The sequence below is a fragment of the Candidatus Poribacteria bacterium genome, from assembly GCA_021162805.1.
Classification (GTDB): Bacteria; Poribacteria; WGA-4E; order B28-G17; family B28-G17; genus JAGGXZ01.
The window spans coordinates 1-12,482 of the sequence record JAGGXZ010000195.1 but is presented as its reverse complement, the minus strand read 5'-3'; the positions used below and the strand labels follow the sequence as shown (position 1 = coordinate 12,482).

Here is a 12,482-nt window from a genome sequence, read left to right as displayed (position 1 = left end):
GGCAGACCACGGAAAAGCGGCGGCGGTTAGGTCTGGAGAAGTCTCACACGAATGATGCTCTTGTCTTGGCGCTGAGAGAGCGCAATTTTGAGGATACGGTTTGTAGGTATGAGATAGTCGCCCGGCGGCGTCGTCAGGATATGCACAACAGCAAGCACGACGAATATGCCGGGTTCAGGCATTGGGACATTGTAAGGTATGTGAGGCGGGATGGGAACTCCTATTGGGGAACGGTTAGGAGTTTCGTTCCATCCCGCAAGGTAGTGAAGTGTCGGTTGCCGTTCTCCGACAATTATCCGGTATCCGTTGGTAGGCTTCGGCTCATAGAGCGGCCGGGAGCCCTGGTCTATCTGCCGCAATGGGATAGAAAGGAGGGAGGTTCCTCAACCGGCAGATAGGTCAGTTTGACACAGTTTGAGGAACCAGGTGAGGGATGGAGTTCATAAAAGAGCTGAAATTCGATTCCAACGGGCTTATCCCTGCTATCATCCAGGACTATCAGAACGGAGAGGTTCTGATGTTGGGGTACATGAATGAGGAAGCCCTGAGACGCACCCTGCAGGAAGGGAAGGTGTGTTTTTGGAGCAGATCAAGGAGGTGTCTTTGGCTTAAAGGGGAAACCTCCGGAAACTTCCAGATCGTCAAGGAGATCTACTTCGACTGCGACGGAGACGCTCTGCTCATCAAGGTCGATCAAAAAGGCGGGGCATGCCACCTGGGTTATAGATCCTGTTTCTTCAGGAAGATCACGGAGGACGGGGGGTTCCGGATCGTCGGGGAGAAGGTCTTCGACCCCGATAAGGTCTACGCCTGACGGCGAAGGATCATACTACATCCCATCCCGCGATCGGTTCCGAAGTCTTGCCCGTCGGGGAAATCTGATCCCCGTCTACAGGGAGATATCGGCCGATCTGGAGACGCCCGTCTCCGTCTTTCTAAAGATAGATAACCGACGATACTCCTTTCTTTTAGAGAGCGTCGAGGGTGGGGAGAGGATCGGTAGATACTCCTTCATAGGCACTGATCCCTTTCTGATATTCGAAAGTCGCGGGAACGTGATCCGCCTCATCGAGACCCGATCCGGCCAAGCACATACCTATGAATCGCCCGACCCGTTCGGGGAGCTCGAGAAGCTCGTCTTGAGGTATCGGCCGGTTCGGATCGAAGGGCTTCCCAGGTTCTGTGGAGGGGCAGTGGGATATCTGGGATACGATATGGTCAGGTTCTTCGAGAGGCTGCCAGAGATAGCGAGCGATGAGGGGGAGTTCCCGGACTGTGCCTTCGCCTTCGTCGACACCCTGATCGCCTTCGACCATCTCAAGCACAGGATGATCATCATATCCAACGCCTTCGTGGAGGATGATCCTGATAGGGCATATGATGAGGCTGTTGAGAGGATCGAAGGGGTCATATCGCGGTTGGAATCTCCGCTGCCCTTCGTCAGGCTCCTTGAGGGGAGACCTAAGGCGTTGAACTTGGGTGAGGAGATGAAGATCAACTCCAATTTCTCGCGGGAGGGGTTCATCGAGGCGGTCAAGAGGATTAAGGATTACATCGCCGCGGGCGATGCCATCCAGGTGGTGCTCTCACAAAGGCTTTCCTTCCCGATGAGCGTCGATCCGTTCAGGTTCTACCGTTCCCTGCGGATGGTCAATCCCTCACCGTACATGTATTTCCTCCGCTTCGGCGAGATCCAGATAGCGGGTGCCTCGCCCGAGATGATGGTTCGGGTCGAGGGGGATACGGCTCAGACAAGGCCCATCGCCGGAACGAGGCCCAGAGGGAAAACGAAAGAGGAGGATGAGAGGCTCGAAAGGGAGCTCCTGAGCGATTCAAAGGAGCGGGCGGAACACGTGATGCTCGTGGATCTAGGCCGGAACGATCTGGGAAGGGTATGCGAATACGGATCGGTGAGGGTTGATGAGCTTATGATCGTCGAGAGATATTCCCACGTGATGCATATCGTTTCAAACGTGATGGGCAGACTTCGAGAGGGTAAAAACGCTTTCGATGTAATAAGAGCTTGTTTCCCTGCGGGGACGCTATCGGGAGCGCCTAAAGTCAGGGCAATGGAGATCATAGAGGAGCTTGAGCCGGTAAGACGCGGCCCATATGGTGGCGCTGTCGGATACTTCAGCTTCTACGGGGATGCCGATACGGCCATAACCATAAGAACCCTGGTCGCCAAAAACGGCGTGGGCTATGTCCAGGCGGGAGCTGGGATCGTGGCCGATTCCGTCCCAGAGAGGGAGTACGAGGAGTGTCTCAACAAGGCAATGGCTCTCCTGAAGGCCGTTCAGATCGCCAGGTCGGACTTCATCTGAGGGGGTGATAGGATGGTGCTGATGATAGACAACTACGACTCGTTCACATACAACCTGGTACAATACCTGGGTGACCTCGGGGCCGAGGTGACGGTCTATAGAAACGACGCCATAACGCCGGAGGAGATAGAGAGCCTTGCTCCCGAAAGGATCGTCATATCCCCCGGCCCCTGTACGCCCCTTGAGGCGGGGGTATCCAATGAGGTGATCCGTCGTTTCTCCGGCAGAATTCCCATTCTGGGGGTCTGTCTGGGGCATCAGTGCATCGGATATGTGTTCGGCGCCAGGATCATCCGCGCTAAAAGGCTGATGCACGGTAAGACCTCGCTGATCTATCATGACGGGCGGGAGATTTTCGAGGGTGTGGAGAACCCGTTCGCCGCCACCAGATATCACTCCCTTATAATAGACCCCGAATCGGTGCCCGATTGCCTGGAGGTGACCGCGTGGGCGGATGAGGATAAAGACGAGATCATGGCGGTCAGACATCTTCGATATCCGGTCTGGGGCGTCCAGTTCCATCCTGAATCCATCCTGACCAAAGAGGGGAAGAAGATATTGAAAAACTTTCTGGAGGTGAGATGAGCCATGACGATACAAGGGGCCATCGCCAAGGTTATATCAGGTGAAAACCTGGCAGAAGGAGAGGCGGAGGAGGTGATGAGCTGCATAATGGAAGGTGAGGCGACCCCGGCCCAGATAGCAGGATTGCTGGTCGGACTGAGGATGAAGGGGGAGACTCCAGAGGAGGTCACCGCCTTCGCCAGGGTGATGCGTAGGAAAGCCACTAGGGTGAAGACGAAGAGGAGGAACCTGGTCGATACGTGTGGCACGGGAGGCGATGGCACACACACCTTCAATATCTCCACCGCCGCTGCCTTTGTGGTGGCGGGTGCGGGTGTGCCGGTCGCCAAACACGGCAACAGGTCCGTCTCCAGCCGATGCGGCAGCGCCGATGTGCTTAAGGAGATAGGGGTCAACATCGAGGCCTCCGTCGGGACAGTCGTCCGATGCATAGATGAGATAGGCATCGGGTTCCTCTATGCCCCGCTCCTTCACAGCGCCATGAAACACGCCATCGGACCGCGGAGGGAGCTGGGCGTCAGAACTGTCTTCAACATCCTCGGTCCGCTCACCAATCCGGCCGGGGCCAGCTCCCAAGTGCTTGGGGTCTTCTCGCCCCAGCTCACAGGGCTCATGGCGCAGGCGCTGGCGAACCTCGGCGCCCGTCGGGCCTTCGTCGTCCACGGCGACGGGATGGATGAGATATCCTTAACCGGAAAAACCGTGATCGCCGAGGTGAGGGATGGGATGATACAGACCTACCTGATCTCACCTGAGGAGCTGGGGATGCAGAGGGCGAGGATCGAGGAGTTCGTCGTGTTATCTCCCGATGAGAGCGCGGGGATGATGCTGGATGTGCTTAAAGGTAGACGGGGGCCGAGGAGGGATATAGTGGTTTTAAACGCCGCCGCTGGGATAATCGCTGGCGGAAAGGCCGAGAGCTTCGACGAGGGGATAAAACTCGCCGAGGAGGCGATCGATTCCGGACGAGCTCTGGAGAAGCTGAACCGATTGATTCAGCTCACAAACGAGGAGATAGAAGGTGAAGCATGATCCTCGATGAGATCCTGAAACATAAACGGGAGGAGGTCGAGAGACGGAAAAGGCTCGTTCCGATCTCAAGGCTCGAGGCGGAGATCAAATCGGCGCCTCCTCCCCGTGATTTCGTCGGGGCGATCTCTGGAGATGAGGTCAGCATCATCGCTGAGATTAAAAGGGCCTCGCCGTCTGCCGGGGTCTTCAGAGAGGATCTCAACCCGGTCGAGCTCGCCCGGGAGTATGAATCGGGCGGCGCGGCGGCCATCTCGGTGATAACCGATTTCAAGTTCTTCATGGGCAGTCTCACCTATCTGGATGAGGTGAGATCGGCCTCCGCTTTGCCCCTGCTGCGCAAGGAGTTCATCATAGATGAGTATCAGATCGTCGAGTCGAGAGCCCACGGCGCCGATGCCGTCCTTCTGATCGTCGCCGCCCTTGAAAGGGTGAAGCTCAGGGAATTCATCGGCATATGCGCCGATCTGGGGATGGATGCTCTCGTCGAGACGCATGACGAGAGGGAGGTTGAGCTCGCCCTCGATTGCGGTGCTAAGGTGATAGGCATCAACAACCGCGATCTGAAGACCTTCCGCGTCTCGCTTGAGACGACAAAGCGATTGCGCCCGCTCGTTGGTGAGGGTAAAATAATTGTCAGCGAGAGCGGGATTAAATCCCCTGAGGATATCGATGAGCTTAAAGACATCGGGGTCAACGCCGTTCTGATCGGAGAGAAGCTGGTCAGAAGCGATGACCCCGCTGGGACGATAAGATGGCTTATCGGTCAAGCAAAAAACCGAAAAGGAGGTAATGATGTCGAGGAAAATACTTCTCAGTGAATCGGATCTGCCGAAGTTCTGGTATAACATCGCCGCGGATATGCCGGAGCTTCCGCCGCCGCCGTTGCATCCCGCGACGGGGAACCCTCTGACGCCTGACGATTTGGCCCCTCTATTCCCGATGGGGCTGATCGAGCAGGAGATGAGCGCGGAGAGGTGGATCGAGATACCGAAGGAGGTCCGCGAGGCTTATCTATTATGGAGGCCAACCCCCCTCCACAGGGCGGTGAGGCTTGAAAAAGCCCTCGATACCCCGGCGAAGATCTTCTACAAGAACGAGAGTTACAGCCCGCCGGGGAGCCACAAACCGAACACCGCCATCGCGCAGGTGTTCTACAACAAGATCGAAGGTGCGAAGAGGCTCACCACCGAGACGGGGGCCGGACAGTGGGGCAGCGCCCTCTCCTTCGCCTGTAACTACTTCGGCCTGGGATGCACCGTATACATGGTCAAGGTGAGCTACCAGCAGAAACCGTATCGCAGGATAATGATGCAGACATGGGGCGCTGAGGTTATCCCCAGTCCGTCGGACAGGACCGAATCGGGAAGGAGGATATTGGAGCAGGATCCCGATTCCCCTGGAAGCCTGGGAATAGCGATAAGCGAGGCGGTCGAGGACGCCGTAAAGCATGAGGATGCTCATTACTCGCTGGGCAGCGTGCTCAATCACGTTCTGCTTCATCAGACGATCGTCGGGCTCGAGGCGAAGAGGCAGATGGAGATCGCCGGATATGAGCCGGATATATTGATCGGATGTGTCGGCGGCGGAAGCAACTTCGCCGGTTTCTCCTTCCCCTTCCTGGCCGACAAACTCAAGGGCAAGAGCGATGTGCGGGTGATAGCCGTCGAGCCGACGGCATGTCCGACGCTGACCAAGGGGCTTTACGAATACGATTTCGGCGATACCGCGGGGTTGACCCCGCTGGTGAAGATGTATACGCTTGGACACAGCTTCGTCCCACCCAAGATCCACGCCGGTGGGCTGAGGTATCACGGGGATGCCCCGCTCATGTGTAAGCTCGTCAAGGACGGATATATCGAGGCGAGGGCATACCATCAGAACACGGTGTTCGAGGCCGCAGTTCTCTTCGCAAGGGCGGAAGGGTTTGTCCCCGCGCCTGAAACGGCACACGCAGTCAAGGCCGTTGTTGATGAGGCCATAAAGGCGAGGGAGGAGGGGAAGGAGAAGGTGATCGTGTTCAACTTCAGCGGACACGGCCACTTCGACCTTGCGGCCTATGACGCTTACTTCAGCGGCGAGTTGGAGGATTACGAATATCCTGAGGAGCTTATCCGGCAAGCCCTGGAGGAGCTGCCGAAAGCGTAAACGGATGGTCAGGGTTAAAATCTGCGGCATAACCAACGTGGAGGATGCCCTCGTGGCTGCCCGATACGGTGCCGACGCTCTGGGATTCGTGTTCTACCCCAAAAGTCCCAGATATATCACGCCCGATCGGGCGGCACGAATCATAAGGGAGATTCCTCCCTTCGTGGCAGCGGTGGGCGTCTTCGTCGATCCGACCCCGGAGGAGCTGGAGCGGGTGATCGAGAGATGTCCCCTCGACTATGTCCAGCTCCACGGTGCTGAGACGCCGGAGTTCTGCCGAAAGGTCCGTCGTCAGCTCGGCAAAAAAGTAATCAAGGCGTTTCGGATCAAGGATGAATCAAGTCTTGAGATGCTGACGCGGTACGATGTCGACGCCTACCTGCTCGATACATATCGGGCCGATATGCCGGGCGGAACGGGGTTGACCTTCAGATGGGAGGTAGCATATAATTTTGATGTGAATCGGGCCCGTCTGATCCTGGCCGGCGGTCTGAATCCGGATAACGTCTCCAATGCCATCCGAATCGTCAGGCCGTGGGCGGTTGATGTGAGCAGCGGGGTCGAGATCGAGCCCGGCAGGAAAGATCACGACAAGATCAAAAACTTCATCGCTGCCGCTAAGGGAGGAAAGGGATGGAAACGAAATATGGGAGTTTAGGCAGCGACTTCAGGCTGTTTTCGGGCAGGGCTAACCCCGAACTGGCATCTGAAGTCGCTGCCGAGCTTGGCATTCCCTTGGGTAAAATCAGTATCGAAACCTTCCCCGACTCGGAGACATATGTGAAGATCGAGGAGAGCGTCAGAGGGGCGGACATATACATCATCCAGCCCACATGCACCCCCGTCAACGACAATCTGATGGAGCTCCTCATAATGATGGACGCCTTCAGAAGGGCTTCAGCGCGCCAGATCACAGCCGTCATCCCCTACTACGGCTACAGCCGTCAGGACAGGAAGGCGGTCGGAAGGGAGCCGGTATCCGCCAGGTTGGCGGCCGATCTGCTGGTTACGGCCGGGGCAAACAGGGTCGTCTCAGTCGATCTGCACGCGCCACAGATCCAGGGCTTCTTCACGATACCCATGGATCACCTGACAGCCGTCTTCCTCTTCGCGGAGTATTTCAAGGGTAAGGATCTCTCCAACGCCGTGATCGTTTCGCCCGATGTGGGTAGGGCGAAGCTGGCCGAGAAATACGCCTCCCTGCTGAACCTTCCGATGGTTCTGATGCATAAACGCCGGGCGGGAAGCTGTGGCAGCATCGTTAAAGTGATCGAGATCGTGGGCGATGTCAGGGGGAAGATACCTATAGTCATCGATGATATGATCGCCTCGGGGAGCATCATTAACCAGATCAGACTGCTTCGCGAGAAAGGCGCTGAACCGGCATACCTCGCCATAACTCACCCCGTGCTCGTCGGAAAGTCGCTTGAATACATGCAGGATGATGCCGTTAGGGAGCTGGTTGTCACGAATACGATTCCCGTCCCTGAATGGAAACGCGAGAAACTCGGCCCGAAGTTGAAGGTGCTCTCCATCGCTCCGCTCATAGCCAAGGTCATCGCCAAAATACACCGCCATGAATCCGTCAGCGAGGTGTTCTACCATGATGTGAGGGGTTAGTTGTGAAACTTCCTCATCGAGAGAGAGCTTACATCCCGTTGTCCAAATTGCGCGATTATTTGCTGTCGGAAACACACCCTGTTGGTAATAGGTCAGGACCGTCCACGTTTTGTGACCATGTATCCATTATAGTTATAGTAAAGGAAGGGGGAAGATCATGCTCAAAGAGCTGGACACGGTTGATCTTACGCGAGATATATACGAATATGGTCTGAGGAGAGGCGACATAGGGGCGATAGTACATCGCTATGAAAATGGCGCGGCTTTTGAAGTAGAGTTCGTTACCGCTGATGGTAAAACCATAGCCCTGTTAACTCTTGATCGGACGAGCATCCGACCGATCGGAGGTCGGGAGATCTTACATGTTCGGGAGCTGTCGGAAGTAGCGAGGGTTTAGATGAAGAGGATGAGCGGTGAAATAGAGATACGGCATGAACTTAAAGACGGCGTATGCGCGATAAGGCTCTACTACAGAGGGGAACATGTAAGCGGGCTCTGGATTCACCGCCTATCCGCTCATTTCGGTCAGGGCGTCACGCTGAGGATGGGAGGCATCGGAGGGGTAGGGACGAAGGAGGAGTACCGGATGCGGGGTTTCGCGAGGAGGGTGATGGAATACTCCAACCGGTATATGCTCGAAGCTGGATTTGATATCGCCGCACTCTTCGGGATACGAAACTTCTACGAGAGATGGGGATACGCGCCCGCCCTGCCTGAGCACAGGCTTTACCTGAACGTCGAGAACCTCTCATCCGCCCGTCTGAACCATTCCATCCTCCCCTTCTCAGACGAACACAGGGAGGATGTTATCAGGATATATGAGCTGAACAACGAGGAGAGATGCTGCTCCGTCGTCAGAAAGCCCGATTCGTGGATGTGGTTTACCAAGGGGACGAGATTCGGCGTGAAGGCTGACCCGATGGTGCTGCTCGACGGATCGGGTCGTCTATGCGGCTACATCTCCTTCGATGACACGGAGGATTACACCGCTGTGGCTGAGGTGGGATATTCCGATCCGAGCATCTTCGAGAGCATAGCGGCGGCTATTCGGGATAGGGCGCGGGAACGAGGACATGAGGAGGCATGGCTCGCTATCCCGCCCGATCACCCCTTCTCCATCTTCCTGAGACGGTTCGGATGCAGAATCACATCGAGCTTCAACAGAAGCGGTGGAGGGATGATGAGGATCATCAACCTGGAGACCACCTTCCGTAAGCTCGTTCCGGAGTTCGAAAGGAGGATCAAAAGGTCAGGCATAAGAAAATGGGAGGAGGATTTCCTCCTGCGAACCGATATCGGCTCGCTGAGGTTTCGTATATCAAAAGAGGCCGTGCATCTCGAGCCCCGGGAAAAAGTGAAGGATAAACTGGTTGAAATTCCACAGTCAAAGCTGATACAATTGCTCGTCGGATATCGGACGATCGACGATCTGACCCTGGAGAAGGACGTGCACGTCACGCCCTCTCTGATCCCCGGATTGAGACTGCTCTTCCCGCTCATGAACCCTTATATCTGGTGGTCGGATAGGTTTTAACCCGTTGAACGTTGGCGCGTTCAACGTTTTAACGTCACGGACAACCGATGAGGTAATAAAGGAGGAAATGGAGAAATGAGCGAGGAGGTATTGAGGCGACTGGAGGAGACCAAGGATGAGAGGATGAGGTGGTGGCGGCATGCCCGGTTCGGCATGTTCATCCACTGGGGCGTCTATGCCGTGCCCGCGGGCGTCTACAAGGGCGAACAGATACCCGGCATAGGCGAATGGATCATGCACAGAGCCAGGATACCCGTCGCCGAATACAAGGAGTTCGCCAAACAGTTCAACCCCGTCAAATACGACCCGGAGGAGTGGGTCCTGCTGGCGAAGTGGGCTGGCATGAGATACATCGTCATAACCTCGAAACATCATGACGGCTTCGCCCTCTTCGACTCCAAGGTGACGGACTGGGACGTGGTGGATGCGACACCCTACGGAGAGGACCTGCTCAAGCCCCTCGTCGAGGCAGCCCGCAAGCACGATATGAGGATCGGGTTCTACTACTCACAGGCTCAGGATTGGTGTCATCCCGGCGGCGCCGCGGCAGGCGGGCATTGGGATGAGGCCCAGGACGGCGACATGGATGAGTATATCCGGAAGATCGCCATGCCCCAGGTCCGTGAGATCCTCACCAATTACGGCCCCATCGACATAATCTGGTGGGACACGCCCGTGGATATGACCAGAGAGCGGGCCGAGATGCTCCTTCCCCTGCTCGATCTCCAGCCGAACATCGTCGTGAACAACCGGCTCGGAGGGGGTATCGAGGGCGACTTCGGCACGCCCGAACAGCACATCCCCGATGAAGGCATCCCAGGCAAGGACTGGGAGGTCTGCATGACCATGAACGACACGTGGGGCTATAAGAGCTACGACCACAACTGGAAGAGCACCGAGACGCTCATACACAACCTCGTGGACATCGCCTCCAAAGGCGGCAACTACCTGCTGAACGTCGGCCCGACCGCTGAGGGGCTTATCCCCGAACCGTCGGTGATCAGATTGAGGGAGATCGGCAGGTGGATGAGCGTCAACAGCGTCTCGATCTACGGGACGACGGCCAGCCCGATCGGGCGACCGCCATGGGGCAGATGCACTAGGAAGGTCACCGATAAAGGGACGAATCTCTACCTGCATGTCTTCGACTGGCCCTCCGACAGCAAACTGGTCGTGCCGAGGCTGAGAAGCGAGATCGATGCCGCCTATCTCCTAGCGGACCCGAACAAGAACTCGCTCGACGCGAAGACGGAGGATGCCGGGGCGGTCGTAACCGTTCCCAAGGAGGCCCCGGACCCGATCGACTCGGTGGTGGTTTTGAAGATCAAGGGCGAGCTTGAGGTCGATCAAGCCTCTTAACGTCCGCAGTCGGCAGTCCGCGGTCCGCCGCTATTTTACTGCGGACCGCGGACGGTGGACAGCGGACGAAACGCGATACGCTCTCTCGGTGATTTCATGGAGATCCGAGGCGTCATAGATTTCCACGTCCATATCACCCGTGATCTGGATGACTGTCGGACGATGGTAGAGGCGGCTCGGCGAAGCGGAATAGACCTGATATGCGTATCATCCCTCGGCGATAAGGGCTACATTCATAATCCTTCCCCAGATCAGTTCCGCTCCGCCAACGATTATGTGCTTAGGGCGATGGATGAGTTCCCCGATAGGGTCATCGGCTTCTGCTACCTCAACCCGAACTATCCCGATGAATCCATCGAGGAGATGGATCGATGTATCCTGAGGGGCGGAATGAGAGGTGTGAAGCTATGGGTCGCCTGTAAGGCCAGCGATCCGAAGCTGGATGGGATCGTAAGGCGGGCAATGGAGCTGGATGTTCCTATACTTCAGCACTCCTTCAACAAGTCCACCGGAAATCTCCCAAACGAATCGCGGCCCGAGGATGTGGCCGAGCTCGCCAGGAGGTTCCCCCAGGCGAAGATAGTGATGGCACATCTCCACGGCAACGGATATAAGGGCGTGGCGGAGGTGGCCGATCTTAAGAACGTTTTCATAGATCTCTGTGGCAGCGATCCCGAATCCGGACTCGTCGAATACGCCGTCGACGTCCTCGGCGCCGATCGGCTCATCTTCGGCTCAGATGCGCCCGGCAGAAACCCCTCCGTTCAGATGGGTAAAGTCCTGGGCGCCGATATATCTGAGGATGAAAAGGGGAGGATACTCCGCCATAACGCCGCCCGACTGCTCAAACTGGATGGCGGAGATGTAAAGCTGCCCCAGCATGTCCGGCTAAGTTATCCGAACGCCGTGGACGTTAACGCGTATCTCGGCGAATATCCCTTCAGGCCGATCCTGTATCGCAGCGCCCAGGAGCTTGTCGAGCAGATGAAGAGATACAGGATCTCCCAGGCCTGGGTCTCTTCCATAAGGGCGATCTTCGAGGACGATCCGAGGGAATCGAACAGGGAGCTTCTAAATGAGCTCGCCCGATATCCACAGCTTAAACCCGTCGCAGTCATCAACCCCGCCATGGCAAACTGGAGGCGCGCCTTCGAGGAGGCGGTCCGCTCCGGAATACATGCCATCAAGCTCCATCCCAACTATCACCGTTACGCCCTTAGCTCCTCCAGGGCATCCGAGCTTTTGAACGAGGCGGGCCGCGTCGAGATGCCGGTCATCATTCAGCTCAGGATTCAGGATGAGAGGACACAAAATCCGGCCATGATCGTGGGGGATTCGGATGTCGATCGGGCGATCGAGGCCGCTAAGGATGCTCCGAGGACAAAGGTTATCCTCGGAGGGGTTAAATGGAGCGAGCTCGTCAGGATCGCCTCCGCCGTCAGGTCATCGCCGAACCTGTGGATCGATATATCCTCCCTGGAGAGGGTCGATGAGCTGAGGGAGGCCGTCAAGATGGTGGGATCGGAAAAGCTCCTCTTCGGAACGCACGCCCCCTTCTATTACATCGCATCGGCGGTTTTTAAGGTGGAAATGTCAAACATAAGCGAGGCGAAGAGAATGGAGATACTCACATCGGAGATAGCTCCATATTAGGTCGGTATCAAAAGGTCAAAAGGGCGGGAACACTCGAAGGGTTAAACGTACTTTATTTGGAATATTGGAATATCGGTGAGGTATTCAGCGGTGAATATCACAGAGCTATATAAACAACAAGAGGAGTTCAAAAGGCGCGAGATATCAACCCGGCTACTTTTGAACTCCTCTTTAACTCACGAAAAGCTAGATATCATCTGGCGTTCGCCGTTTGATCTGCTCGTAAAAGC

Annotated in this window: 13 protein-coding genes; all 13 read left to right on the top strand. The window is 56.3% G+C overall.

Annotated features, from left to right (window positions below; all coding sequences use genetic code 11):
• Positions 1-398 (top strand): hypothetical protein (locus J7M22_15985; GenBank protein ID MCD6508107.1); only part of this gene is annotated, 398 nt, incomplete at its 5' end.
• A gap of 35 nt (positions 399-433) precedes the next feature.
• Positions 434-814 (top strand): phosphoribosyl-AMP cyclohydrolase, encoded by a 381-nt coding sequence (hisI, locus tag J7M22_15980; GenBank protein MCD6508106.1) that lies wholly within the window; start codon positions 434-436, stop codon positions 812-814.
• A gap of 19 nt (positions 815-833) precedes the next feature.
• Entirely contained in the window at positions 834-2,324 is a 1,491-nt protein-coding gene (trpE, locus tag J7M22_15975) for an anthranilate synthase component I (protein ID MCD6508105.1), read from the top strand.
• Between the two features lie 12 nt (positions 2,325-2,336).
• Positions 2,337-2,909, top strand: coding sequence for an aminodeoxychorismate/anthranilate synthase component II (locus J7M22_15970; GenBank protein MCD6508104.1), 573 nt, complete (start codon positions 2,337-2,339; stop codon positions 2,907-2,909).
• Between the two features lie 3 nt (positions 2,910-2,912).
• Entirely contained in the window at positions 2,913-3,941 is a 1,029-nt protein-coding gene (gene trpD, locus J7M22_15965; protein ID MCD6508103.1) for an anthranilate phosphoribosyltransferase, read from the top strand.
• Positions 3,938-4,759: an indole-3-glycerol phosphate synthase TrpC gene (gene trpC, locus J7M22_15960; protein ID MCD6508102.1), complete on the top strand. Its 822-nt coding sequence runs from the start codon at positions 3,938-3,940 to the stop codon at positions 4,757-4,759. The genes trpD and trpC overlap by 4 nt, the downstream gene beginning before the upstream one ends.
• Complete coding sequence (locus tag J7M22_15955) at positions 4,731-6,086, top strand: TrpB-like pyridoxal phosphate-dependent enzyme (GenBank protein ID MCD6508101.1); 1,356 nt, start codon at positions 4,731-4,733, stop codon at positions 6,084-6,086. The genes trpC and J7M22_15955 overlap by 29 nt, the downstream gene beginning before the upstream one ends.
• A gap of 4 nt (positions 6,087-6,090) precedes the next feature.
• A complete protein-coding gene (locus J7M22_15950; GenBank protein ID MCD6508100.1) occupies positions 6,091-6,744 on the top strand; it encodes a phosphoribosylanthranilate isomerase in 654 nt (217 codons plus the stop codon).
• Positions 6,720-7,706 carry a ribose-phosphate pyrophosphokinase gene (locus J7M22_15945; GenBank protein MCD6508099.1) on the top strand — a complete coding sequence of 329 codons (987 nt, stop codon included), beginning with the start codon at positions 6,720-6,722 and terminating at the stop codon, positions 7,704-7,706. Before J7M22_15950 ends, J7M22_15945 begins: the two co-directional genes overlap by 25 nt.
• A 157-nt stretch (positions 7,707-7,863) precedes the next feature.
• Complete coding sequence (locus tag J7M22_15940; protein ID MCD6508098.1) at positions 7,864-8,103, top strand: DUF4926 domain-containing protein; 240 nt, start codon at positions 7,864-7,866, stop codon at positions 8,101-8,103.
• A complete protein-coding gene (locus J7M22_15935) occupies positions 8,104-9,240 on the top strand; it encodes a GNAT family N-acetyltransferase (GenBank protein MCD6508097.1) in 1,137 nt (378 codons plus the stop codon).
• A 75-nt stretch (positions 9,241-9,315) separates the two neighbouring features.
• On the top strand, positions 9,316-10,599 hold the full coding sequence (locus tag J7M22_15930) for an alpha-L-fucosidase (GenBank protein MCD6508096.1): 1,284 nt from the start codon (positions 9,316-9,318) through the stop codon (positions 10,597-10,599).
• Positions 10,600-10,695: 96 nt separating this feature from the next.
• Positions 10,696-12,252 carry an amidohydrolase family protein gene (locus J7M22_15925; GenBank protein ID MCD6508095.1) on the top strand — a complete coding sequence of 519 codons (1,557 nt, stop codon included), beginning with the start codon at positions 10,696-10,698 and terminating at the stop codon, positions 12,250-12,252.
• Positions 12,253-12,482 lie beyond the last annotated feature (230 nt).